The following is a 23,712-nucleotide window of genomic DNA, read 5'->3' on the forward strand; positions in this document are numbered from 1 at the left end:
GTCCGGGACACTTGTCGTTCCGGGGTGTGGGGAGAAAGGCAGAGATCGTATGAGCCGGCGTTCCAGTGGGGTGGCTGGGGTTTGGGCCGAGGCGCAGCGGCAGCAGCAGCGGCAGCGGGAGGCGCAGCAGCGGGCGGTCGTGCAGGGGGAGCGGCAGCGGCGGGCCTACGAGCGTGATCTCGCACGCATGCAGCGCGAGCAGCAGGCGGCGTACCGGCAGGGGCGGGAGGCGGACGCCCGGCTGCGTACGGAGGAGCTGGAGGCTCAAGTCGCCTCGATGGGCGCGCTGTTGGCCGAGGGGTGCCGTGCGGCGCCGTTCCGGGTGGCGGCGCTGACCCGGCCGGAACGGGTCGCGCCGTTCGAGCCCGGTCCGCTCGCCCAGCCCGTGGCGATGCCCGATCCCGCGCACTACCAGGCGCAGGGCGGCTGGACGGCCGGGCGGCGGGCGCAGGCGCAGCAGGAGGCGCAGGCCAGGTACCAGCACGACTGGCACGCGGCGCAGGCCGCCGAGGCGCACCGGGTGCGGCAACTCGCCGAGTACCGGGCGCAGTACGACGCGTGGGCGGCGCAGCAGCTCGCCGAAGTGCGTGCGCACAACGCCGGGCTCGCCCAGCTCGTGGACGCGCTGCGCGCCGGCGACCCCGGTGCGGCCGTCGACTACTTCACGGCCGCGCTGTACGCGTCGGGCGCCTGGCCCGAGGGGTTCCCCCGGCAGGTGACGGCCGCCTTCGACCGGGGCGCCCGCCAGCTCGTACTCGACTGGGAGCTGCCTGGCATCGAGGTGGTGCCCGAGGTCAAGTCCGTTCGCTATGTGGCCAGTTCGGACCAGGAGAAGGAGACCGCGCGGCCCGTCACGCAGCGGCGTGCGCTGTACCGGGACGCGCTCGCGCAGTGCGTGCTGCTCGTGCTGCGCGATCTGTTCGCGGCCGACGAGTACGGGGTGCTCGACTCGGTCGTCCTCAATGGCTTCGTCGATGACGTGGATCCCGCCACCGGGCGGCGCGCGGAGATCTTCCTCGCGTCGGTGAGCGTGCCGCGCGCCGGCTTCGCGGAGTTGAACCTCGGGCAGGTCAGCGCGGTGGAGTGCCTCGTGGAGGCGCTGCGCGGGCAGCTCTCCGCCCGGCCCGACCAGCGCGCGGCCGTACGTCCGGGGCGCCGGCCCGCCGACGTCGGCACCGGTGTCGTGTCGCACGGAGGTGGCGGCGAGCCCGACCTGTTCACGATGGACCCCATCGAGTTCGAGGGGCTGGTCGCCGAGCTGTTCCGGGCCCGGGGGATGCAGGCGCTCACCACGCAGCGCTCCAACGACGGCGGCGTCGACGTCGAGGCGCTCGATCCGGACCCGATCAGCGGCGGCCGGATCATCGTGCAGGTCAAGCGCTACCGCAACACGGTCCCGCCGACGGCGGTGCGCGATCTGTACGGCACGGTGCAGGCGGCCGGGGCCAACAAGGGCGTCCTGGTGACGACTTCGGGCTTCGGCCCCGGGTCGTACGGGTTCGCCGAGGGCAAGCCGCTGACGTTGGTGTCGGGGGTGGAGCTGGTGGAGCTGCTGCATCAGCACGGGTTGCGGGGGCGGCTGGGGGAGGGCGGCTCCCCGGTGCCGGCTCAGCGGGCCGGGTCGGGGTCGGGACCCGGTGCCGGTGTCGGTGTCGGTGCCGGTACCGGGGACGCCGAGGGGGTGGGGGGCTCCGAAGACTCCCGTGACTTCAATCTGCTGGGCATGACCTGGGCCGGGTCGGTGTCGCTCGACGTGTGCGCGTTGGTGTGCCGGGGCGGGCGGGTCCTTGGTGAGGAGCACTTCGTGTTCTTCAACAACCCCGAGAATCCCGGGAGTTCCGTACGAATGGTGCCGGGGGTGGGGGGTGACCGTACGGCGGTGCGGGTCGTCTTCGACGCGCTGCCCGAAGGGGCGGACCGGCTGGTGCTGGTGGCCGCGGTCGACCCCGAGGCGGACCCCGGGCAGGATCTGGCCGGGTTCACGCATGCGGCGATCTGTCTGCGGGACGGGGTGGGGCGGGAGCTGGACCGGTTGCCCGTTTCCGACGGGCGGGCGGGGGAGACGGCGCTGGTGCTGGGGTCGTTTCGGCGTCGGGCGGGTGGGGACTGGGACTTTGTGCCGGGGGGTGCGGGGTATCGGGGTGGGCTGGCCGAACTGGTCGCCCAGTTCGGCATCACGGTCGCCTGACCCCCCCACTTCCCTGGGGCTCCGCCCCAGACCCCGTTCGCGCCTTAAGGGCGCTCGTCCTCAATCGCCGGACGGGCTGAGGTGGCCGCTGCGGGCCGGCACCGGTGCCGCACTTCTGGGGCTCCGCCCCAGACCCCGTATCGCGCCTGAACGGCGCTCGTCCTCAAACGCCGGACAGGCTGAAATGCCCGGTGCAGGCCGGCACCGACCCCGCCAGGGGCGCGGGGAACTGCGCGAGCACCCCGCACGGTCCGCGGATGAAGGGCCGCCCTGGGGCTCCGCCCCAGACCCCGTTCGCGCCTGAACGGCGCTCGTCCTCAAACGCCGGACGGGCTGAGGTGGCCGCTGCGGGCCGGCACCGAGTAGCCAGAGGCGCGGGGAACTGCGCGAGAAGCGACCACGGCCCGCAGGCCGAAGAGGGTTTCAGGGGCGCGGGGAACTGCGCGAGCACCCCGCACGGGCCGCGGGTGGAAAGGGAGTCGGGGGCGCGGGGAGGTGCGCGAGCACCCCGCACGGGCCGCGGGGGAAGGGGAGTTGGGGGCGCGGGGAGCTGCGCGGGCGGCTTTCGCGGGTGGGGGCCTCGCTATCTGCCCGCCACCCGATCCGCCACCTTCGCCACCCGATCCGTGGCCGGCCGGGGCCGCCGGAGCTCTCTGAGGTCCGCGGCGCGGTACGCCGCATACATCCCCCGCACCCCCAGCCACCGCAACGGCTCCGGCTCCCACCTGCGGACCTTGTGGTCCACCCACGGCAGGGTGGTCAGCTCCGTGGGGCCGGCCTGGCCGGAGTCCTGTTGGATCAGGTCGCGCAGCGTGCGCGCCGCGAGGTTCGCCGTGGCGACGCCCGAGCCGACGTAGCCGCCCGCCCAGCCGAGGCCCGTCGTGCGGTCCAGGGTGACCGAGGCGCACCAGTCGCGCGGTACGCCGAGCACGCCCGACCAGGCGTGGCTGATCGCCACCCCGGCGAGCTGGGGGAAGAAGCGGACCAGGATCTCCCGCAGCGCCTCGATCGTCGCCGGCTGGGTGCGTCCGTCGTTGTCGGTGCGCGAACCGAAGCGGTACGGCACGCCCCGGCCGCCGAGCGCGATGCGGTCGTCCGCGGTGCGCTGCGCGTACATGTACGCGTGCGCCATGTCGCCGAGCGTCTCGCGGCCCGCCCACCCGATCGCGTCCCACACCTCGGGCCCGAGCGGCTCGGTGGCGATCATGGAGGAGTTCATGGGCAGCCAGGCCCGCCGCTGCCCCTTGAGCGAGGCGGTGAACCCCTCGGTGCAGCGCAGCACATAGGGCGCGCGGACCGTTCCGTACGGGGTGACGGCGTGCTGGGGGCGGATCTCGGTGACCGGGGTCGACTCGTACACGGTCACCCCGAGCGCCTCGACCGCGGCGGCCAGGCCCTTGAGGAGCTTCACCGGGTGGATGCGCGCGCCGTGCGGCGTCCAGGTCGAGCCCACCGCGCCGCTGACCCGTACGCGCTCGGCGGTCTCGCGCGCGCCGAGCAGGACCCGGTCCTTCTCGCCGAAGGCCACCTCGGCGTGGTGGAAGGCCTTGAGCCGGGCCAACTGGGCCGGACCGTAAGCGACTTCGAGGACGCCGCCCCGGTGGATGTCGGCGTCGACGGACTCCTCGGCGGCGACCCGCACCACCTCCGCCACCGTGTCGTTCATCGCCCGCTGGAGGCGCACCGCGCTGTCCTGGCCGTGCAGCTTGGCGTAGCGGTCGCGGCCCGCGATGCCGTTGTACAGCCAGCCGCCGTTGCGCCCCGAGGCGCCGTAGCCGCAGAAGCGGGACTCCAGGACGGTGATGTCGAGGAAGGGGGCCGCCTTCTTCAGGTAGTACGCCGTCCACAGGCCGGTGTAGCCGCCGCCGACGATCACCACGTCGGCGGTCGTGTCGCCGGGCAGCGGCTCACGGGGTGCGGGGATGCCGTCGGTTGCGTACCAGAAGGAGATTCCGCCGTTGATCGCGCTCATGGGGCTTGTTCGTACACCTGCCCCACTCCCCTGTCCACCCTTGGAATCCGCAGGTGGCGGGCGCGCTGCGGAATTCGTGGGACCAACGGCGGCGTGGGGCGGGACCTTTGGCGGGCGGGAGGGCGGGGGCGGGTGTTTAGTGTCGAAGGTCAGGTGGTTTCGCGGGGTTTGTACCGAAGGGTTGGGTCGTCATGGGTGTCCGCAGTTTCCGTCGTGCCGCCGTCGCGGTGGTGGCGGCCACCGCCCTCGGCCTGTCGGCGGCCGCCTGCTCGTCCGGCTCCGGCTCCGGCGGCTCCGGTGCGGGCGAGGGCTCCCGCGTCACCGGCTCGGACGTGGCCTCGCGGGCGGAGCTGAACGTCAGGACCTCCCCGGACGCGGCCACGCTGGCGAAGCTGCCCGCGAAGGCCGAGGGTGCGGAAATCGTCGTCGGCGATCCGAAGGCGCCGCACACCGTGTCGGTGTACGAGGACCCGCGCTGCCCGTACTGCAAGCACTTCGAGGAGGGCGGCGCCAGGGCCGTCGCCCGGCTCGCCGCCGAGGGCAAGGTCAAGATCCGCTACACGATCGCCTCGTTCCTCGACGCCAACCTCGGCGGGGGCGGCTCGAAGCGGGCCGTGAACGCCATGCGGGCCTCGGTCGAGCGGGGGAAGTTCGCGGAGTTCCACGCGGCCGTCTTCGCCAGCCAGCCGCAGGAGGAGACGGACGACGCCTTCACCGCCGACAACCTCCTGAAGATCGCCGACAAGGTGCCGGGCCTGCGCGGGGCCGCCTTCGACCGGGCGGTCCGCGAGAACACGTACCAGGACTTCGTGAAGGCGGCGGAGGCGGCGTTCGAGGACTCGGGCGTCAACAGCAGCCCCGTGGTCCTGATCGACGGCAAGAAGCCGTCCGGTGACGGCCGGGCCATCTTCGACGCGGACGCGTTCAAGAAGGTGCTCGCCGAGTCGGGCGTCTCCTGACGGCGCCACCGGCGAAACCTCCCGCCCAGCCGCCGTCCGGCCGCGCGCAGACTGTCCGCCGGATTCCACGGCGCCCCGCCCCGGCCCCGTGTGAGCGGCCAACAGGCGAGCCCGATGAGCACGGACGCGAAGTGCCCGAGGTCGGTGAAGGTACGGCCACTGAGCAGCGGGGCGCCGTAGAGGACGAGGACGCCGAGCAGATACGCATACCGGTACGGCACGGCGATCACGTACGTGAGCACGGCCACCACCCCCGCCAGCGCGTAACTCACGCCCACATCAAGGGTGTTGACGGCGGAGTGCGGCGCGTGGTCGTGCCGGATCGCCCACAACAGGGCGCCCTCGCTGATGAAGGTGGCGGCCACATGCGTACCGAAGGCGACGACCAGCCAGCGCGGGGTGCCGAGCCGGCGCTCGGCCTGGGCGTGGAAGACGCTGTAGAGCACGGCGTACGGAAGCCAGCCGCCCCCGTCGATCCAGAACGCGCTCGCGATCAACACCCGGCGGGGGTTGCTCGACAGCTCGTGGATGTTGGTGGACCGCTGCCGCAGGAAGTCCGCCTCGAACTCCGGTGACATGTGGTGCATGGCGATGGTGGTGACGAACAACGCCGCCAGCCAGAGGTAGGTGCCGGGTGCGCTGCGGACGTAGCGCACCACGGCACGCACCGGCCGCACGCCGGGAGGGAAGGGCCTCATACCCCGATTCACCCACGGGGGCGGGGCGGGCGGGGGGACCGACATCCCGCCGTGGCCCGCTGCGGCGGACCGCGGTCTCGTTCGGCGGCCGGCGGCCGGTCCCCCCCGTGCCCGTGGTCTCGTACGGCCGGCCGTGGGCTGGTCGCCCCCCGTGCCCGTGGTCTCGTACGGCGGACCGCGTCCCGCGCGCGCCCCTGCCCCGGCCTACCCTTCGGCCATGATTCGCGACGCCGCACCCGCCGACATTCCCGCCCTCCACCAGATGATTCGTGAGCTCGCCGACTACGAGAAGTGCCTTGACGAGGCGCGCGCCACCGAGGAGCAGCTCCACGAGGCGCTGTTCGGCGCGCACCCCGCCGCCTTCGCGCACATCGCGGAGGACGCGTCGGGCGAACCCGTGGGCTTCTCGCTCTGGTTCCTGAACTTCTCGACGTGGCGCGGGGTGCACGGCATCTACCTGGAGGACCTGTACGTACGCCCCGGCGCCAGGGGCGGCGGCCACGGCAAGGCGCTCCTGCGGGAGCTGGCCCGTATCTGCGTGGCACGGGGTTACGAGCGCCTGGAGTGGTCGGTCCTGAACTGGAACACCCCGTCGATCGCGTTCTACGAGTCGCTGGGCGCGCGCCCGCAGGACGAGTGGACGGTGTACCGGCTGACGGACGCGGCGTTGGAGGTGCTGGGGGAGTCGAGGGATTAGGGCGGCGCGGCCGCCGCTCGTGACGGCGCCGCGGCCGGGCGGCCGGAATGTGGTGGGCCCGTGGCGCGAAAGTACGGAGTGGGGGATTCCCCCGTCGCGAGCAGGGGTGATTGTCAGTGCCATGGGTCAGCATGGGGACATGGCAGCGGCTCGGAGTGCGAAGAAGACGGCGGCTAGGGCGGGTGCCCGCAGGGTGGAGGTGCGACTGCCACCGCTGGCGCCGTTCGGCGCGGGTGAGCTGGAACCGGAGGGCGATTACGACGGCCTGGAGTTCCGGGACCTCGATCTGGCGCGCCAGCAGGCACCCAGCGCGCGCTTCCTCGACTGCGGCCTCTACGGCTGCGTCCTGGACGACACACGTCTGACCGGAGCCCGCTTCATCGACTCGGTGCTGTCGGGGATCCGGGGGGTGGGTACGGATCTGGCGCGGGCGAGCCTGCGCGATGTGGAGGTGCGGGATGTACGGATGGGTGGGGTCCAGCTCCACGGCGCGGTGCTGGAACGGGTGCTGGTCAAGGGCGGGAAGATCGACTACCTGAACCTGCGCGAGGCCGAGCTGCGCGACGTCGTCTTCGACGGCTGCGTCCTCGCCGAGCCCGACTTCGGCGGCGCCGGGCTGACCCGGGTCGAGTTCCGGGGCTGCGAGCTGCGCGGGGCCGACTTCACGGGCGTGCGCATGACCGACGTCGACCTGCGCGGGGCGACGCTGCTCGACATCGCCCGCGGGGTGGAACGCCTGGCGGGCGCGGTCATCAGCCCCTCCCAACTCCTCGACCTGGCCCCGGCGTTCGCCGCGCAGGTGGGGGTGCGGGTGGAGCCGTGAGGGGGCCCGCTACGGGATCCTGGGGAAGCGGGCCTGGAGGTCCCAGATGATCGGGTTCTCGCCGAGGTCCTCGTGCATGTCGGTGAGGTCGGCGATCAGATCGTGCAGGAAGTCCCTTGTCTCGCGCCGGAGTTCGGTGTGCGAGAAGGTGAGGGGTTCCTCGTCGCCGGGCATCCAGTCCGCCTCGACGTCCACCCAGCCGAAGCGGCGCTCGAAGAGCATGCGGTCGGACGACTCGGTGAAGTCGATCTCGGCGTACTGGGGCCGTGCGGCGCGGGAGCCCAGGGGGTCGCGGTCGAGCTGCTCGACGGTGTCGCAGAGCGCCCACGCGAAGTCGAGCACCGGCACCCATCCCCAGGCCGTGGACACCTCGCGGTCCGCCTTGGTGTCGGCGAGGTAGACGTCTCCGCAGAACAGGTCGTGACGGAGGGTGTAGACGTCTGCGCGGCGGTAGTCGATGCGGGTGGGGTCGGGGAAGTGGCGGGATAGGGAGTAGCCGATGTCGAGCACGCTCCGATGGTGTCACGACGGCGCGTCCCCTCACCCGGAGCCCCCTGGGGTACTGCCCCCCTGGGGTTCTGCGCCTCGGACCCCCCTCCCTGGGTTCTGCCCCCCTCGGGCCCCCCTCCCTGGGTTCTGCCCCCCTGGGGTTGCTCCCCCTGGCCCCACATCCGGCCGACGACCCGTCTCCCCGCGCCGCCGCCCTGCGGCCGGCCCGCTTTTGCGCAGTTCCCCGCGCCCCCAGGAACCCGTCTTCGTCTGCGGGCCGTGCGTGGCTGGTCGCGCAGTTCCCCGCGCCCCCAGGAACCCGTCTTCGTCTGCGGGCCGTGCGTGGCTGGTCGCGCAGTTCCCCGCGCCCCTGATCCCCGGCCGTCTGCGGACCGTGGTCGCTTTTCGCGCAGTTCCCCGCGCCCCAAAACCCGTTTTCGTCTGCGGGCCGCAGGTGGCTGGTCGCGCAGTTCCCCGCGCCCCTTAGCGGCACCGGTGCTGGCCCGCATCGGGCATTTCAGCCTGTCCGGCGTTTGAGGACGAGTGCCGTTCAGGCGCGAACGGGGTCTGGGGCGGAGCCCCAGAGGTCCCGGAACCCTCCAACCCTGCGCCTACGGGCGGGTGGGTGGGCAAGGGTGCTCGGGGTCTGGGGCGGAGCCCCAGGGTCCCGGAACCAGCCAACCCGCTGCACGGGCGGGTGGGTGGGAAAACCCCCAGGGGGCCCGGGGAGACACCCCGGGTACAGATCGGGGGGCCGCGCGTCAGGGCAGAATCCGCCGCTCCTTCGCCACCGCCACCGCCCCCGCCCGCGTATCAACCCCGAGCTTCTCGTAGATCCGTCCCAGATGCGTCTTCACCGTCGCCTCGCTGATGAAGAGCGCCCGGGCGATCTCCCGGTTGCCGAGGCCGTTGGCGAGCTGGGCCAGGATGTCGAGTTCGCGGGGGGTCAGCGCGGGCCGGCCCGCCCCGCGGAGCTGGTTCATGACCCGGCTCGCCACGGGCGGGGACAGCGTCGTACGCCCCTGCGCCGCCGCCCGGATCGCCGCGAACAGCTCCTCGGGCCGCTCCGCCTTGAGGAGGTACCCCGTAGCCCCCGCCGCGATCGCCCGCGTGATGTCCGCGTCGGTGTCGTACGTCGTCAGGACCAGCACCCGCACCCCGCTTGCGGCGATCCGCCGCGTCGCCTCGACGCCGTCGATGCCGGGCCCGAGCTGGAGGTCCATCAGCACCACGTCGGGCCGGAGCCGGGCGGCCGAGGCCACCGCCTCCTCACCGCTGCCGGCCTCCCCGACGACCTCGATGTCCGGCTCGCTGCCGATCAGCGCGAGCAGCCCCGCCCGTACCACCGCGTGATCGTCGCAGAGCAGGATCCGTACCGGATCGGTCAGGGGCGGGGGAACGGTCATGGCCGGGGCTCCCGGGGATCGAGGGGGATCGCCGCGGACAGGACGGTGCCTTCGCCGGGCGCGGATTCGACGGTCAGGGTGCCGCCGAGCTGCCGTACCCGCGCGTACATCGCGGGCAGACCGTGACCCCGTACGCCTGGGGCCGGCTCCCGTACGCCGAGGGGACCCGGGGTGAAGCCCCGGCCGTCGTCGGCGATGTCCAGGACCACCTGGTCGCCCAGATAGGTGAGGGTGAGCGCGGCCGTGGAGGCACCGGCGTGCTCGCGCACGTTCGCCAGCGCTCCCTGGGCGATGCGCAGGAGGGCCGGGCCGACCCGCTCGGGCAGCGGCGCGTTCGGCGCACCGTCGACATGGCAGCGCACCCGCAACGCCCCCGGCGCACCGGCCCCACCCTCCGCGGCCCCCGCCGCACCGAAGACACCTGCGGCCCCCGCACCCTCTGCGGACCCGGCGGATCCCGCGGGCTGCGTGGGCCGGGTGGACTCAGCACCCCCCACCGCCCCCGCCCACTCCTCCGACTCCCGCGCCGCCAGCACCCGCAGCGCCTCCTCCAGGCTTCCGCCCTCCGCGAGGTCCGCGGGCCCCAGGTCGTGGACGAAGCGGCGCGCCTCGGCGAGGTTGCGTTCGGCGATGGACTCGGCCGTACGGACATGGCGGCGTGCCGCGTCGGGGTCGGCGGCCCACACCCGGTCGGCCGCCTGGAGCAGCATCCGCTGGCTGGACAGGCCCTGCGCGAGGGTGTCGTGGATCTCCATGGAGAGCCGTTGTCGCTCGGCCAGCGTGCCCTCGCGGCGCTCCGTCGCGGCGAGCTCGCGCCGCGTGCGCAGCAGATCGTCGATCAACTGGCGCTGTCCGTCGGTCAGTTCACGCTGCCGCTCGCCCTGGCGCTGCATCTGGACGAACACGGCCGTCGCGATCGCCGCGACGGCGGGCGGCGCGAGTACGAGGTTCGGGTCGAAGCCGTCGGCGGACAGTTCGACCTGGGCGGTGACGACGAACGCCGTCAGCACCCCGACCAGGACCAGCGCGGCGCGCGGCCGCAACGTCCGCAGGCCCGTGTAGAACAGCGGCACCGCGCACCACGCGAAGCTCGGCGCGAGCAGCACCAGAACCATCCAGGTGGCCACGACCCCGCCGAGCCAGCCGAGCCTGCGCGGCGTCGGCCGCGAACCCAGGGCCGGCCCGAGCACGTACAGCAGGGCCAGCGTCGTCGACAGGGCGATGATCCACGGCGTGCGGGGCTCTCCGGGGTGCCGGATCAGGAACCGCGCGAGCGAGGCGCCGAGGAGCAGGAAGAACGCCGCGTGCATGACCACGGGCAGCCACGGCTCGGCGTCGGCCGAGGGAGTTGCCCCCGGCACCCCCGGAGCCCCGCGCACCCCCACCCCGCCGTCGTCGTCCTTCATCCGCCCGCTCCCTCTCACCTGCCCATACACACGCTCACCTGCCCGTACGCAGGCGTCGCGTACCCATCGTTACCCGGCCGGGCCACCCCCGCATCAACCGATCGGCTGACGGACGGGTCCGCCGTACCGGGTCGCGAGGGCAGCCGGTACGTCGAGGTGGAAGGGCCGGTTCCGCCCGGAGGATCGAAGCATGAACCTCACCACGAAGAACTCCCCGAACACCGTCGGCACCCGGAACGAGAACGGCACCCGGAACGAGAACGGCACCCGGAACGAGAACGGCACCCGGAACGAGAACGGCACCCGCAACGGGCCCCGCACCCGGCACAGCCACGGCACCCGGAACAAGAAGCTCGCGCTCACCACCGCCGCCCTCGCCATCGCCGCCGCCGGAACCTTCGGCGTCGTCACCGCCAACGCCGCAACCGGCGCCCCCGCCACCGCCACCACCGGCACCGCGGCCCCGACCACCGCGACCACCGCCGCCAACGGCAACCTCACCACCACCACCCACCTCACCGTGGCCGCCGCCACCCACGCCGCCCAGGCCGCGCTGGACGCCGCCGTGAAGGAGCACCAGAAGGTGTCCGTCGCCGTCGTGGACCGTGACGGCAACACCCTGGTCACCCTGCGCGGCGACGGCACGGGCCCGCAGTCGCCCGAGTCGGCCGTGCGCAAGGCGTACACCGCCGTGTCCTGGAACGCGCCCACCTCCGAGCTCGCCAAGCGGCTCGCCCAGGCCCCGAACCTCAAGGACATCCCCGGCACGCTGTTCCTGGCGGGCGGCGCCCCCGTCCAGGCGAAGGGCGCCCCGGTCGCGGGTGTCGGCGTCGCCGGGGCTCCGAGCGGCGACCTCGACGAGAAGTTCGCGCAGGCCGGCGTCGCCGCCCTCGGGAAGTAGGCCACCGGCGCACGTAGCCCACCGGCGCAAGTAGCCCACCGGCGCGAGCAACGACCCCGTGCAAGTGGCCCACCTGCGGGGGAAGTCGGGATTCCGGAAGCGGTCGGCCCCGCCGCCCGGCCGCCCGTAGGATCACAGACGTGGACAAACGACCGGCCCGGCGGACGGCGCCGAAAGGGCGCGGGAGCCGCGGTACCCGCCTCGCCGCCGCCCTGTTCGCCGCCCTCGCCGCCACCTCCTGCACCGGCGGCGTGACCGGCGGCCCCGGCGCGGCCGGGGTGCGCGACCCGCTCTTCCCCCGGCTCGGCAACGACGGCTACGACGTCCAGCACTACGCCCTGGACCTCGACTACGACCCAGGGACCGGGCGGCTCAAGGGGGGCGTCACCATCGTGGCGAAGGCCGTCGAGGACCTCAGCGCCTTCGACCTCGACTTCGCCGGCATGGACGTGGAGTCGGCCACCGTCGACGACGAGCCCGCCGCCGTCAACCGGGCCGGCGACGAACTCACCCTGCGCCCCGAGGAAGATCTCACGCGGGGCGAGACGTTCACGGCGTATGTGCGCTACTCGGGGCGCCCGCGGACCATCACCGATGTCGACGGCTCGGAGGAGGGCTGGCTGCGCTCGCCCGGCGGTCGCGTGCTGGCGCTCGGCGAACCGACGGGCTCCATGACCTGGTTCCCGTCCAACAACCACCCGAGCGACAAGGCCACGTACGACATCAGGATCACCGTGCCCGACGGTCTCCAGGCGGTGTCCAACGGCGAGTTGGTGTCGCGGACCGTCAACGGGGGCCGGGCGACGTTCAGTTGGCGGACCCGGGATCCGATGGCGACCTATCTGGCGACCGTCGCGATCGGCCCCTACGAGATCGACCAGGGCAGGACCGGCTCCGGCATCCCGATCTACAGCGCCATCGATCCGGAGGTGCGCAAGCAGACCGCCGATGTCGTGGCACGGCTGCCGGAGATGATCGCCTGGGAGGAGAAGGAGTTCGGGCCCTATCCGTTCTCGTCCACCGGGGTGATCGTGGCGCCCGCGAAGGCCTCGGGCTACGCACTGGAGACGCAGAACCGCCCGGTGCTGCCGCTGGACCACTTCGACGCCACCACCCTGGTGCACGAGTTGGCGCACCAGTGGTTCGGCGACTCCGTCACCCCCGCCACCTGGCGCGACATGTGGCTGAACGAGGGCTTCGCGCAGTACACGGAGTGGCTGTGGAGCGAGGACCACGGAGGTCCGAGCGCTCAGCAGATCTTCGAGGGGGAGTACGCCAAGGGCGACGGCGACGACATCTGGGCCTTCCCGCCGGCCGAACCGCCCACCGCCGCCGATGTGTCGGGGCGGCCGGTGTACGTGCGTGGCGCCATGGTCGTCCACAAGATCCGCGAGGCCCTCGGCGACGAGCGCTTCCACGCGCTCGTCCGGGACTGGGTACGCGAACACCGCCATGGCAACGCCTCGACCAAGGACTTCGTCCGCTTCGTGGACGATGAGGCCGGGCGCCGGCTCACGGCGGTGTGGGACACCTGGCTCTACGGGGACGGGAAGCCCGAGGCTTCCGAGAACTCCCCGTAGAACCAGGTGGGTTGAGGCTGCTACTGCACGTCGGTCACTTCACGTTGATGGCGGTCCAGGCGGCCGCCACCGTCTTGTACTCGGTGCTGGTCGTGCCGTACAGGTCGCCCGCCGCCTTCAGGGTCGCGGCGCGCGCGGCCTTGTAGTTGGTGGTCGAGGTCATGTACGTCGAGAGCGCCTTGTACCAGATCTTGTACGCCTTGACGCGGCCGATCCCGGTGACCTTGGAGCCGTCGTACGTGGGCGAGTTGTAGCTCACCCCGTTGATCGTCTTCGCGCCGCTGCCCTCGGACAGCAGGTAGAAGAAGTGGTTGGCCGGACCGGACGAGTAGTGCACGTCCTTGTTGCCGACGCCGCTCGACCAGTAGTCGGCCGACCCGCCGTCCTTGCTGGGCTTGTCCATGTAGCGCAGCGGCGTGCCGTCGCCGTTGATGTCGATCTTCTCGCCGATGAGGTAGTCGCCCTTGTCGGAGGCGTTGTTGGCGAAGAACTCGACCGACGTGCCGAAGATGTCGCTGGTCGCCTCGTTGAGGCCGCCGGACTCCCCGCTGTAGTTCAGCTTGGCGGTGGCGGCGGTGAGGCCGTGGCTCATCTCGTGACCGGCCACGTCGAGCGCGGTGAGCGGCTTTTTGTTGCCCTCGCCGTCGCCGTACGTCATGCAGAAGCAGCTGTCGTCCCAGAACGCGTTGACGTACGCGTTGCCGTAGTGGACCCGCGAGTAGGCGGCCTTGCCGTTGCCCGCGATGCCGTTGCGGCCGAGCTCGGTCTTGTAGAAGTCCCAGGTCTCGGCGGCGCCGTAGTGGGCGTCCACGGCGGCGGTCTCGCGGTTGGACGGCGAGCCGTTGCCCCAGGTGTCGGTGGACTTGGTGAAGAGCGTGCCCTTGCCGGAGCTGCCGCCCTTCAGGTCGTACGTCGAGTGTCCGCCGCGCGACGCGTCGGTGAGGCTGTAGGTCGAGCCGCTCTTGGTGGTGCCGAGCGTGACCGTGCCGGAGTACTCGCTGGTGCCGGTGCCGGTCTCGATCTCCTCGTGGGAGTAGAGCTCGGCGCCGGTGGCGGCGTCCGTGACGATGTCGCGGCGGCTCGGCGTGCCGTCCGGCTGGGTGCCGGTGACGGTGCGCTCGTACGCGAGGACCGGCTTGCCGGAAGCGGCCCAGACGACCTTGCGGGAGCCGGTGGGGGCGGCCTTGAGCGAGGTGGTGGTGGCGACGGATATCTTCGCGTCCGTCGCCTTGTTGACGCCCTTGAGGGCGCCGTCCTTCGAGGAGTGCACGACGAGGTCGCCACCGAGGACGGGCAGGCCGTCGAAGGTGCGCTCGTAGCGGGTGTGGACCGTGCCGTCGGCGTCCTTGATCACGTCGCGGACGACGAGCTTCTCCTTGGCGCCGAGCCCGATCCGCTGGGCGGTGGCGGGCGCCGTGTCCTGCGCCGCGGCCAGGGCGTCGGAGCGCTGGGCGCTGGTGAGGTCGAGGGCGGTGGCGCCGGCGGCGCGGTCGGTGGCGCCGGCCGTCGAGCCGGACTGTACGCCGACGACGACCATGGCGGCGGATGCTGCAAGAGCGGCGGCACGCAGAGTGGTTCGCACTCGGTGTTCTCCTTCACTCGTTCCGTGGGGGCGAGTTGGAGACTGCCAGTGGATGACCACTCGTTGACAGAGACGCGACAAGTATTTGACCTGATCGTGTCCGAAAGGTGGGTGCGAATGTCCGCTGACCGATCAATTCCGGCCGTATGCACCGGAGTTGATGGTTCCCTTTGAGGGCCTGGTTCACCGGGGCGGCCCGGTGTTCCGTCGGCCCGGCGGTTCCGTGACCCGTTGATCCGCTGGTCAGGTGGGGCTACGACCCGGTGACGTCCCGGCCGGGAACGCGCGGGCGCCCCCGGCCGGAACGCGAAGGTGCCCCTGGCGTTCCCGCCGGGGGCACCTTCGCGTCAACGGTCGCTGGACGATGGTCGTCAACCGTCGCTGGACGATCGTCGCCGATCGTCGCCGGACGAACCGCGCCGATCGTCACGGACGGTCGTTGCCGAACGATCGTCGCCGAACGTCAGACGCTCACGCCGAAGTCCTGCGCGATGCCGACCAGGCCCGAGGCGTAACCCTGGCCCACGGCGCGGAACTTCCACTCGGCGCCGTTGCGGTACAGCTCGCCGAAGACCATCGCGGTCTCCGTCGCGGCGTCCTCGCTCAGGTCGTAGCGGGCGATCTCGGCGCCGCCGGCCTGGTTCACGATCCGGATGTAGGCGTTGCGCACCTGGCCGAAGTTTTGCGAGCGCGCCTCGGCGTCGTAGATGGAGACCGGGAAGACGATCTTGTCGATGTCGGCGGGCAGGCCGGCCAGGTTGACGTTGATCGCCTCGTCGTCGCCCTCGCCCTGGCCGGTGGTGTTGTCACCGGTGTGCACGATGGTCTGGTCCGGCGTCGACTTGTTGTTGAAGAAGACGAAGTGCTTGTCGGAGTAGACCTTGCCCGTCGTGTTCACGGCGATGGCCGAGGCGTCGAGGTCGAAGTCGGTTCCGGTGGTGGTGCGGACGTCCCAGCCGAGGCCGACCGTGACGGCGGTCAGGCCCGGGGCCTCCTTGGTGAGCGAGACGTTGCCGCCCTTGGACAGGCTTACAGCCATGGGATGTGTCCCCTTCGTCTTGGTGTGCGGGCTCCGAGCCGTCCCGAAGCTACCGTCATCCCCCATAACGTCGGCAGGGGACCGAGAGGTTCCATCCCGCTTTGCTTTCTTTGCCAAGAGCGACATGTGGCACATCCGCGGGAAAAGCGGGTGACGCGGTGCCGCGCACCCGGCACCATGGATGTCATGTCCGGGCCCTATGTCATCCGCGGCTCCGTCTCCCTCCCGGAGGCCGAGCTGATCTGGCGTTTCTCCAGGTCGTCAGGGCCCGGCGGCCAGCACGTCAACACCAGCGACTCCCAGGTGGAGCTCCGCTTCGACCTCGCCAGGACCGAGGCGCTGCCCGAGGTCTGGAAGGCCCGCGCCCTCGAACGGCTCGCGAGCCGTCTGGTGGGCGGTGTCGTCTCCGTACGCGCCTCCGAGCACCGCTCACAGTGGCGCAACCGCGAGACGGCCGCCGTCCGGCTCGCCTCGCTCCTCGCCGAGGCGACCGCCCCACCGCCCAAGCCGCGCCGCGCCACGAAGATCCCGCGCGGCATCAACGAGCGCCGGCTGCGCGAGAAGAAGCAGCGCGCCCAGACGAAGAACGGCCGCTCGGGCCGCGACTGGTAGGTCGCGCCCCTTCAGCCGCGATCCCCTCGCGCCCCTTCGACCGCGACCGCCACTTCACGCCCCTTCGGCCGCGACCGGCACGTCGCACGGCTTCGGCCGCGCCCCCTGGTCACCCCAACTGCCGGTACCGCCCCCGGAAATACGTGAGCGGGCCGCCCTCGGAGCTCGGCAGGTTGGCCGTCAGGACGCGGCCGATGGCCAGGGTGTGGTCGCCCGCCTCCACGCGCTGCTCGGTACGGCACTCCAGGGTGGCGAGCGCCCCGGCGACCAGGGGCGCGCCGCTTGCCTCGCCCCTGCTGTACGGGATGTCCTCGAAGAGCAGGCGGTCGCTGATCCGGCCCTTCATCGCGAACCGGCCCGCGATGTGCCGCTGGCTCTCGGAGAGGATCGACACCGCCCACAGCGGCTGTTCGGCGAGGAGGTCGTCCATCCGCGAACCCTCCCGCAGCGAGACCAGGACGAGCGGTGGGTCGAGGGAGACCGAGAGGAAGGCCGTCGCGGTCATGCCGACATCCTCGCCGCGCGGCCCGTCGTCGCTGTCGTGCGCGGTCACCAGGACCACGCCCGCGGCCAGTCGGGACATCGCGGCGCGGAACTCGTCATTGGTCACCCCCTCAGGATGAGGGGTCGCCGCGGCAAGTGCGGAAAGGGCATCGGTAAGGGGTGTCTGCAACACAACCGGAACGCTAGTCTCCTGCCACCGCGGGCCGCATCGGACGCTGGGACCAGCCGGGACCTAGGTCTCCCGGCCGAGGCGTCCCGTCGCGTCCGGTGAGCCTTCGCGGCCCTCGACTGCTTCTCGATCCGCTGTCGGTCCGATGTCGATCCGCTGTCGGTCCGATGTCGATCCACTGTCGGTCCGCTCCTGGCCCGTTCTCAGTTTGCGTTCAGGAAAGGTAGGGGGCAAAGACGGAAAGAACGGCCAACCCCCCATTATCCGCTGTGACTTGAGTCACAGAAGGCACTATTTGTTGACCCTGTGTACCGGCTAGACAGCTCGCTGTGATTCAGTGGCGGGACAGTGCGAAAAGGAATGTCGATCTAAAGCCAGGAGTTGCTGTCGAGGTCTCGGGGAGAGCGAGCAATGGAGACCGAGTCGGAGCCCTACGTCCGTCTTGCGACCCTGCGGCAGCTGCACCAGGTGGTCGGGGAGCTCAATACGGCCCGCAGCCTCGCGGACACGTTGCAGACCGTCGCGGACGGCGTCATCGCGGGGCTGGGCTACGAGCTGGCCTGCGTCAATCTCGTACGCCCGGACGGTGACCTGGTCGTCGCCGCCTTCGCGGGCAACGCCGCCGCAGAAGCCCTGATCACGGGCCGGGTCGGCTCGCGCACCTCCTGGGAGCGCCGCCTGTCGATGGGCGAGGACTGGGACGGGCTGCGCTTCATCCCGCACACCGAGGGCTGGGTGCTCCTGGAGGACGACGTCCCCCAGTGGTACACCGAGGGCCCCGACCCGCGCTTCGAGGACGAGTGGCATCCGCAGGACCGCCTGTACGCCCCGATGTACTCGGCGGGCGGCACCCAGGAACTTCTCGGCGTCATCTCTGTCGACAAACCCCGCAACGGCCGCAAGCCCGGCGCCTGGGGGCGGGAAGCCCTCCAGATGTATGCATCGCAGTCCGCCATTGCGATCAGCAACGCCCGGCTCCGCGCAAACATGCAGCGTGCCCTGGTCCGCCTGGAGCGGGAGCAGCAGGCGCTGCGCGCCAGTGAGGAAAGCTTCCGCCAGGCCTTCGAGTACGCGCCCTCGGGCATGGCCGTCGCCGAGATGGGCGGCGACCAGCACGGCCGCCTCCTGCGGACCAACGACGCGCTGTGCCGGCTGCTCGGCCGGCCCGCCTCCGTCATGCGGCGCTACTCCTTCGCCGACCTCGTGCACCCCGAGGACATAGGGACGCTCCTGCGCACCTCCGCCGAGGGCGGCCGCGCCGAACTGCGGCTCGGGCGGCGCGACGGCAGCTACGTCTGGGTGTCCCTGCGCAACTCCGTGGTCGCCGACACGGCCGACGGGCCCCGCTTCCTGCTCACCCACGTCGAGGACATCGAGGACCGCAAGCGCCACGAGCTCCAGCTCGCCCACCGCGCCTCGCACGACGCCCTCACCGGCCTGCCCAACAGTGCCGAGCTGCGCGCGAGACTCTCGGCCCGGCTCTGTCCCCGGCCGCACTCGGTCGGTCCGGTCGGCGCGGCCGAGTCCCTCGACGCGGCCTACGACCGGGCGCCCGCACACGCCGAGGCCGAGGCCCACGGGCACGCCTTCCGCGCCGACGGCTTCGACTTCGAGGCGCTGCCGGGCGGCGGACCGTACGACCACCACGTCCACACCGTGGCCCCCGACAGTGAGATCGACGACGGTACGAAGGGGCTCGCGGTGCTCTTCTGCGACCTCGACGGGTTCAAGTCGATCAACGACAGGTTCGGCCACCACACCGGCGACGCCGTCCTCATCGAGGTCGCCCGCCGCCTGAACACCGGCGTCCGCGACGGCGACACGGTGGCCCGGCTCGGCGGCGACGAATTCGTCGTGCTCGCCGACGGGCTCGGCGCGGCGGACGCCGCCGACCTGGCGGTTCGGCTCCGCAACGCGATCATCCCGCCCATCCGGGTGGACGGCCGGGCGGTCCGCGTCGGGGCCAGTTTCGGCATCGGCTGGGCCAGCTGCGGGATGTCCGTCGAAGAGGTCCTGCGCTCCGCCGACCAACGGATGTACATCGAGAAGCGCTCCCGCGCCAAGGTCCACCGCCGGGCGGGCTGAGCGGTACCGGGCCCGGCGGGCGTGTGGTCGGGGCCAGATCGGGCAGTGGTCCGTTCGGGGTAGGCTCGGCCGGTCGGCGACGGCTGGCGGACAGTGAGGAGTGACCCCGGATGACGACGCCCGGCAACAACGGCGCGAACACCCCCGAGGACGACGATCCGTTCGGCTACCTGTACGCGGACGGGCAGGCCACAGGCAACCCGGCCCGCAGCGGTGGCGGCTACGGCTACCCGAATCCGACGGCGGGGCAGCAGCAGCCCGGAGTCCCCAGGACGTCGTACAACCAGGTGCGCACGGTCGGTGAGCGCCAGTACGGCCAGATCCCGCAGCAGCAGTACCAGGGCCCCCCGCAGCAGTACCAGGGCCCGCCCCAGCAGCACCAAGGGCCTCAGCAGCAGTACGGGCAGCCGACCGCCCAGTACGCGGCGCCCGAGACCTACCCCGGCGCCACCCCGCCCCGGCAGGGACCGCCCCCGCAGCAGACCGGCGGCGGTGGCCGCGGGCCCAACACCAAGGGCCTGCTGATCGGCGCGGTCGCGGTGGTCGCGGCGGTCGTCATCGGCATCGCCGTGGCGCTGGCCAGCAACAGCGACGACAAGGACAAGAAGGACGACGCGGCCAAGCCCGACAAGTCCGCTTCCAGCCAGTCCCCGTCGCCGAGCACCGACCCGTCGTCGTCGCCCTCCGCCCCGGCGGACCTGCCCAAGGGTGACGCGGCGACGCTGACGCTCGGCGGTGCCGCGCAGGTCGGCACGAACGTGCCGGGAGCCAAGGGCACCGGCGGGGCCTTCGTCGGCAACTTCAACACCGTCGGGTCCTCGGTCACCTGGAAGCCCACCCTCTCCAAGGGCGGCTCGTACAAGCTGAACCTGCGCTTCGGCGTGCCCGGCGCGGACGCCAGCGCGACGATAACGATCAACGGCAAGCGCGAGTCGCGCCCGATGAACATGAAGAACTTCGCGCACTCCCCGGCCGGGGACTGGGCCAAGGGCTGGCAGAGCACCTACGCCATAGTCCAGCTCGGCAAGGGCTCCAACGAGATCAAGTTGTCCTGCGAGACGGGCGACCAGTGCAACGCCAACCTCGACCAGTTCTGGCTGACACCGGCCTCGTAAAGGGACCGTCGGGCGGCCGATGGTCGATGCCCCTTCTGAGGGGGCTCGTCGGCCGGCGCCCGCCTCCGTAAGGAGGCAGTCGTTCGCAGAGCGCTCGGTTCAGTGCGCGTGCTCGGTCACGCGCACCGAGCCGAGCGTTTTCTCGTACGCCTCCGCGTCGAACTCGCCCGCCGCGGGCGCCAGTACGGTCGCCGCGGACAGGGCCACCGCCCGGGTCAGGCGCCCCGGCCAGTCCAGGCCCTCGACCAGGCCCGACAGCAGTCCGGCCACCGCCGAATCGCCCGCACCCGTCGGATTGCCGCGCACCGCGGCCGGCGGAGCCGCCTGCCACAGGCCGTCGGGGGAGGCCGCGAGCAGCCCCTCCGCGCCGAGCGAGGCCACCACCGTGTGCGCGCCACGCCTGCGCGCGTCCCGCGTCGCTTGCAGCGGCTCGCGCGAACCCGTCAGCTGGGCCAGCTCGTCGGCGTTGGGCTTGACCAGGTCCGGCCGGGCCGCGATGCCCCGCCGCAGGGCCTCGCCACTGGTGTCCAGGAGCACGGGCACCTTCGCGGTACGCGCCTGGCGCACCAGCTGTGCGTACGCCCCGACGGGCAGGCCCGGCGGCAGACTCCCGCACAGGGCCACCGCGTCCGCGCCGTCGAGCAGCCGCTCATACGCGGTGAGAAAGGCGTCCCATTCCGCGGACGACACCACCGGGCCCGGCTCGTTGAGCTGCGTGGTGTCACCGGTCGCCGTGTCCGTCACGGCGATGGTGCGGCGGGTGGCGCCCCGGATGGGGACGAGCTCGTCGACGGGTGCGAGCTTCGCGAGCAGGGCGCGCAGCACCTCACCGCTCGGGCCGCCCACGAACCCGGTGACGACCGCCTCGTGGCCGAGCGCGGCGAGCACCCGGGCGACGTTGAGGCCCTTGCCGCCGGGGCGCTCCGTGACCTCGTCGACGCGATGACTCGCGTGCGGTACGAGGGCGGGGACGCGGTAGGTGATGTCCAGTGCGGTGTTCAGCGTGACGGTCAGAATCACGGGGTGATCATGCCAAACGGACGGCGGCAGGCCCAGACCCCGAAACCGGTCGCCGTGCCCTCGGCGCGCCCGCGTGCTCAGCCGAGCTGCGGCTCGACGACCCAACTGCCCTTGCGCAGAACGCCCTTGACGGTGAAGTCGGCGTCCAGGACCACCAGGTCGGCGTCCTTTCCGGGTTCGAGGGAGCCCACCGTGTCGTCGATGCCGAGGAGCCGGGCCGGGTTGGCCGAAAGCGCGCGCACGGTGTCCTCGACCGAGAGACCGTCGACCGTCACCGAGCGCTTGAACGCGCGGTCCAGGGTCAGCGTGGAGCCCGCGATGGAACCGCCCTCGACGAGCCGCGCCACCCCCTCCTTCACCTCGACCTCCAGCGGGCCCAGGTGGTAGAGCCCGTCGCCGAAGCCGGCCGCGTCCATGGCGTCGGTGATGAACGCGACGCGGTCCGCGCCCTTGTGGTGGAAGGCGAGTTCGAGGGCGGCCGGGTGCAGATGCGTACCGTCGTTGATGAGCTCGACGGTGATCCGCTCGTCCTCCAGGAGGGCCGCGATGGGCCCGGGCTCGCGGTGGCCGAGCGCGGGCATCGCGTTGAACAGGTGGGTGGCGACGGTGGCGCCCGCGTCGATCGCCTCGACGGTCTGCTCGTACGAGGCGTCGGTGTGGCCGATCGCCGCGATCACGCCGTGCTCGGCGAGCAGCCGTACGGAGTCGAGGCCGCCGGGCAGCTCGGTGGCGAGCGTGACCATCTTCGCGGTGCCGCGCGCGGCGTCCATCAGCTTGCGGACCTCGGCCGGGTCCGGGTGGCGCAGCAGGTTCTCGCTGTGCGCGCCCTTGCGGCAGGGCGAGATGAACGGGCCCTCGAAGTGGATGCCGGCCAGATCGCCCTGCTCGACCAGCTCGGACAGCAGCCCGGCACGCTGGGCGAGCACGTCCATCTCGCCGGTCACCGTGGAGGCGACCAGGGTGGTGGTGCCGTGCAGCCGGTGGGTGTGCACGCCCTTGAGGACGTCCTCCACCGTGCCGTTGCTGAAGGAGGCGCCGCCGCCGCCGTGGTTGTGCATGTCGACGAAGCCCGGCACGACCCAGTGGCCCGACAGGTCCAGCGGGGCGGCGCCGGCCGGGGCGGACCCGGCGATCGAGGTGCCGTCGACGATCACGCGTCCGTTCTCGACGACCCCGGTCGGGAGGACGACACGGGCGCCGGAGAGAACTTTCGATGCGGCCATCAGACGGTTACCTCACTGGAGTCGGGGTCGGAGCCGGGATGCGGGTGGGGAGCGGTGCGGGAGCCGGTTCCGGTGGTCTGGGCGACGAGGTCCCAGGCGAGCAGGCCCGCGCCCAGGCATCCGGCGGTGTCCCCGAGGGCCGCCGGAATGATCTCGGGCAGCTTCTGGAACGTCACCCGCTCCTCGACGGCGGCCCGGAGCGGTACGAACAAGGTTTCCCCGGCTTCGGCGAGTCCGCCACCGATGATCAGTACGCGGGGATCCAGCAGGGTGAGCGCGGTGACCAGGCCGTCGGCCAGCGCCTCGATCGCGTTGCGCCACACGGCCAGCGCACGGGGGTCGCCGGACTCGACGGCCTTGGCGCAGTCGGCCGCGTCCGCGTCGGGATCGCCGCTCGCCTCGGCCCAGGCCAGCGTCACCGCGGAGGCCGAGGCGAGCCGTTCGAGACAGCCCCGCTGGCCGCACGGGCAGGCGATGCCGCCGGGGCGTACGACGATGTGCCCGATCTCGCCGGCGAAGCCGTGCGCGCCCGGTTCGACCCGGCCGTCGATGCCGATGGCGCCCGCGATGCCGGTGCCCAGCGGTACGAACAGGAAGCGGTCGGTGCCGTTGCCCGCGCCGATACGGCCTTCCGCGAGGCCCCCCGTGCGTACGTCGTGGCCGAGGGCGACCGGTACGCCGTGCAGCCGCTCGCTGAGCAGCCGGCGCATCGGCACGTCGCGCCAGCCCAGGTTGGCGGCGTAGGTGGCGATGCCGTTCTCGGCGTCGACGATGCCGGGCACGGCGACGCCCGCCGCGACGGCGCTCTCGCCGAAGTGCTCCTCCCCGTACGCCCGCAGGTCCGCGGCGAACGCGAGGATCGACTCGACGACGGCGTCCGGCCCGCGCTCCCGGCCGGTGGGCCTGCGCGCCTCGTGGAGCAGCTTGGGGGGGCCGGGGGGATTCCCTGCGGACAGCGCGGTCTCCGCCCCGACCAAGGCGGCCTTCATCCCGGTGCCGCCCACATCCAGGGCGATGACGTGTCTCACGGGGGACAGTCTCGCGCCAACACCCACTAAAGGTCTAGTCCACTCGCCGGATGGAGCAGAAAGCGCTTTCTTCCCAGAAACTTCCCCAATGTACTCTTGCACCGGGCGTTGCGGAAGCGATATGCGACTGGTGTAGACCTCATACCCCCGGATGAGGGAACATCGCAGCTCAATACAGGACGTCACGGGGGACCGACTGGATCCGCCAGGATCAAC

19 protein-coding genes and 1 pseudogene are annotated in these 23,712 nt (G+C 72.1%); 9 read left to right on the plus strand and 11 right to left on the minus strand.

Annotation, left to right across the window (positions count from 1 at the left end):
* The first annotated feature begins 49 nt into the window (after positions 1 to 49).
* On the plus strand, positions 50 to 2,188 hold the full coding sequence (locus N4G70_RS20360; RefSeq protein WP_261714105.1) for a restriction endonuclease: 2,139 nt from the start codon (positions 50 to 52) through the stop codon (positions 2,186 to 2,188).
* A gap of 583 nt (positions 2,189 to 2,771) precedes the next feature.
* Here N4G70_RS20360 and N4G70_RS20365 read toward each other — a convergent pair.
* On the minus strand, positions 2,772 to 4,160 hold the full coding sequence (locus tag N4G70_RS20365) for an FAD-binding oxidoreductase (RefSeq protein ID WP_261714106.1): 1,389 nt from the start codon (positions 4,158 to 4,160) through the stop codon (positions 2,772 to 2,774).
* Between the two features lie 191 nt (positions 4,161 to 4,351).
* Here N4G70_RS20365 and N4G70_RS20370 point away from each other — a divergent pair, with 191 nt between their 5' ends.
* Entirely contained in the window at positions 4,352 to 5,119 is a 768-nt protein-coding gene (locus tag N4G70_RS20370) for a DsbA family protein (protein ID WP_261714107.1), read from the plus strand.
* 41 nt (positions 5,120 to 5,160) lie between these two features.
* Here N4G70_RS20370 and N4G70_RS20375 read toward each other — a convergent pair.
* Positions 5,161 to 5,817, minus strand: a pseudogene (locus N4G70_RS20375) (rhomboid-like protein); the annotation flags it as partial.
* 217 nt (positions 5,818 to 6,034) lie between these two features.
* On the opposite strand from N4G70_RS20375, the gene N4G70_RS20380 reads away from it, so the two are divergent.
* Both N4G70_RS20380 and N4G70_RS20385 read left to right on the plus strand, forming a co-directional pair.
* A complete protein-coding gene (locus N4G70_RS20380) occupies positions 6,035 to 6,514 on the plus strand; it encodes a GNAT family N-acetyltransferase (RefSeq protein ID WP_261714108.1) in 480 nt (159 codons plus the stop codon).
* A gap of 139 nt (positions 6,515 to 6,653) precedes the next feature.
* Positions 6,654 to 7,337: a pentapeptide repeat-containing protein gene (locus N4G70_RS20385; protein WP_261714109.1), complete on the plus strand. Its 684-nt coding sequence runs from the start codon at positions 6,654 to 6,656 to the stop codon at positions 7,335 to 7,337.
* A 9-nt stretch (positions 7,338 to 7,346) separates the two neighbouring features.
* Here the strand turns inward: N4G70_RS20385 and N4G70_RS20390 are convergent, their stop codons facing one another.
* The 3 genes from N4G70_RS20390 to N4G70_RS20400 form a co-directional block, all read right to left on the minus strand.
* Positions 7,347 to 7,847: a hypothetical protein gene (locus N4G70_RS20390; RefSeq protein ID WP_261714110.1), complete on the minus strand. Its 501-nt coding sequence runs from the start codon at positions 7,845 to 7,847 to the stop codon at positions 7,347 to 7,349.
* 740 nt (positions 7,848 to 8,587) lie between these two features.
* A complete protein-coding gene (locus N4G70_RS20395; protein ID WP_261714111.1) occupies positions 8,588 to 9,232 on the minus strand; it encodes a response regulator transcription factor in 645 nt (214 codons plus the stop codon).
* Positions 9,229 to 10,638: a sensor histidine kinase gene (locus N4G70_RS20400; RefSeq protein WP_261714112.1), complete on the minus strand. Its 1,410-nt coding sequence runs from the start codon at positions 10,636 to 10,638 to the stop codon at positions 9,229 to 9,231. The genes N4G70_RS20395 and N4G70_RS20400 overlap by 4 nt, the downstream gene beginning before the upstream one ends.
* Before the next feature lie 379 nt (positions 10,639 to 11,017).
* Between N4G70_RS20400 and N4G70_RS20405 the strand changes: the two genes are divergently transcribed.
* Entirely contained in the window at positions 11,018 to 11,539 is a 522-nt protein-coding gene (locus tag N4G70_RS20405; RefSeq protein ID WP_261714251.1) for a heme-binding protein, read from the plus strand.
* A 140-nt stretch (positions 11,540 to 11,679) separates the two neighbouring features.
* Positions 11,680 to 13,119 carry a M1 family metallopeptidase gene (locus tag N4G70_RS20410; RefSeq protein ID WP_399036170.1) on the plus strand — a complete coding sequence of 480 codons (1,440 nt, stop codon included), beginning with the start codon at positions 11,680 to 11,682 and terminating at the stop codon, positions 13,117 to 13,119.
* Between the two features lie 34 nt (positions 13,120 to 13,153).
* Here the strand turns inward: N4G70_RS20410 and N4G70_RS20415 are convergent, their stop codons facing one another.
* Together N4G70_RS20415 and N4G70_RS20420 are read right to left on the minus strand one after the other, a co-directional pair.
* Entirely contained in the window at positions 13,154 to 14,656 is a 1,503-nt protein-coding gene (locus tag N4G70_RS20415) for a M4 family metallopeptidase (RefSeq protein WP_261714253.1), read from the minus strand.
* Between the two features lie 508 nt (positions 14,657 to 15,164).
* Positions 15,165 to 15,740 carry a TerD family protein gene (locus tag N4G70_RS20420; protein ID WP_261714113.1) on the minus strand — a complete coding sequence of 192 codons (576 nt, stop codon included), beginning with the start codon at positions 15,738 to 15,740 and terminating at the stop codon, positions 15,165 to 15,167.
* Positions 15,741 to 15,917: 177 nt separating this feature from the next.
* Between N4G70_RS20420 and arfB the strand changes: the two genes are divergently transcribed.
* Positions 15,918 to 16,352, plus strand: a complete 435-nt coding sequence (gene arfB, locus N4G70_RS20425) for an alternative ribosome rescue aminoacyl-tRNA hydrolase ArfB (protein WP_261714254.1) — start codon at positions 15,918 to 15,920, stop codon at positions 16,350 to 16,352.
* A 109-nt stretch (positions 16,353 to 16,461) separates the two neighbouring features.
* Here arfB and N4G70_RS20430 read toward each other — a convergent pair whose 3' ends face one another.
* A complete protein-coding gene (locus tag N4G70_RS20430) occupies positions 16,462 to 17,028 on the minus strand; it encodes a flavin reductase family protein (RefSeq protein ID WP_261714114.1) in 567 nt (188 codons plus the stop codon).
* 408 nt (positions 17,029 to 17,436) lie between these two features.
* Between N4G70_RS20430 and cdgB the strand changes: the two genes are divergently transcribed.
* Together cdgB and N4G70_RS20440 are read left to right on the plus strand one after the other, a co-directional pair.
* Entirely contained in the window at positions 17,437 to 19,110 is a 1,674-nt protein-coding gene (gene cdgB, locus N4G70_RS20435) for a diguanylate cyclase CdgB (protein ID WP_261714115.1), read from the plus strand.
* Positions 19,111 to 19,220: 110 nt separating this feature from the next.
* On the plus strand, positions 19,221 to 20,225 hold the full coding sequence (locus N4G70_RS20440; RefSeq protein ID WP_261714116.1) for a CBM35 domain-containing protein: 1,005 nt from the start codon (positions 19,221 to 19,223) through the stop codon (positions 20,223 to 20,225).
* 99 nt (positions 20,226 to 20,324) lie between these two features.
* Here N4G70_RS20440 and N4G70_RS20445 read toward each other — a convergent pair whose 3' ends face one another.
* The 3 genes from N4G70_RS20445 to N4G70_RS20455 all read right to left on the minus strand — a co-directional run bounded on the left by N4G70_RS20445 (position 20,325) and on the right by N4G70_RS20455 (position 23,496).
* Complete coding sequence (locus N4G70_RS20445; protein WP_261714117.1) at positions 20,325 to 21,245, minus strand: 1-phosphofructokinase family hexose kinase; 921 nt, start codon at positions 21,243 to 21,245, stop codon at positions 20,325 to 20,327.
* A 77-nt stretch (positions 21,246 to 21,322) separates the two neighbouring features.
* Positions 21,323 to 22,468 (minus strand): N-acetylglucosamine-6-phosphate deacetylase, encoded by a 1,146-nt coding sequence (gene nagA / locus N4G70_RS20450; protein ID WP_261714118.1) that lies wholly within the window; start codon positions 22,466 to 22,468, stop codon positions 21,323 to 21,325.
* Positions 22,468 to 23,496, minus strand: coding sequence for an ROK family protein (locus N4G70_RS20455; RefSeq protein WP_261714119.1), 1,029 nt, complete (start codon positions 23,494 to 23,496; stop codon positions 22,468 to 22,470). The genes nagA and N4G70_RS20455 overlap by 1 nt, the downstream gene beginning before the upstream one ends.
* Positions 23,497 to 23,712: the final 216 nt, after the last annotated feature.

Origin of the sequence: Streptomyces sp. ASQP_92 (assembly GCF_025399895.1) — a bacterium.
Lineage (GTDB): Bacteria > Actinomycetota > Actinomycetes > Streptomycetales > Streptomycetaceae > Streptomyces.

Coding starts and splice junctions, on each gene's coding strand:
- N4G70_RS20360 (WP_261714105.1), top strand. CDS start 50: ATGAGCCGGCGTTCCAGTGGGGTGGCTGGGGTTTGGGCCGAGGCGCAG.
- N4G70_RS20365 (WP_261714106.1), bottom strand. CDS start 4,160: ATGAGCGCGATCAACGGCGGAATCTCCTTCTGGTACGCAACCGACGGC.
- N4G70_RS20370 (WP_261714107.1), top strand. CDS start 4,352: ATGGGTGTCCGCAGTTTCCGTCGTGCCGCCGTCGCGGTGGTGGCGGCC.
- N4G70_RS20380 (WP_261714108.1), top strand. CDS start 6,035: ATGATTCGCGACGCCGCACCCGCCGACATTCCCGCCCTCCACCAGATG.
- N4G70_RS20385 (WP_261714109.1), top strand. CDS start 6,654: ATGGCAGCGGCTCGGAGTGCGAAGAAGACGGCGGCTAGGGCGGGTGCC.
- N4G70_RS20395 (WP_261714111.1), bottom strand. CDS start 9,232: ATGACCGTTCCCCCGCCCCTGACCGATCCGGTACGGATCCTGCTCTGC.
- N4G70_RS20400 (WP_261714112.1), bottom strand. CDS start 10,638: ATGAAGGACGACGACGGCGGGGTGGGGGTGCGCGGGGCTCCGGGGGTG.
- N4G70_RS20415 (WP_261714253.1), bottom strand. CDS start 14,656: ATGGTCGTCGTCGGCGTACAGTCCGGCTCGACGGCCGGCGCCACCGAC.
- N4G70_RS20420 (WP_261714113.1), bottom strand. CDS start 15,740: ATGGCTGTAAGCCTGTCCAAGGGCGGCAACGTCTCGCTCACCAAGGAG.
- arfB (WP_261714254.1), top strand. CDS start 15,918: ATGGATGTCATGTCCGGGCCCTATGTCATCCGCGGCTCCGTCTCCCTC.
- cdgB (WP_261714115.1), top strand. CDS start 17,437: ATGGAGACCGAGTCGGAGCCCTACGTCCGTCTTGCGACCCTGCGGCAG.
- N4G70_RS20440 (WP_261714116.1), top strand. CDS start 19,221: ATGACGACGCCCGGCAACAACGGCGCGAACACCCCCGAGGACGACGAT.
- nagA (WP_261714118.1), bottom strand. CDS start 22,468: ATGGCCGCATCGAAAGTTCTCTCCGGCGCCCGTGTCGTCCTCCCGACC.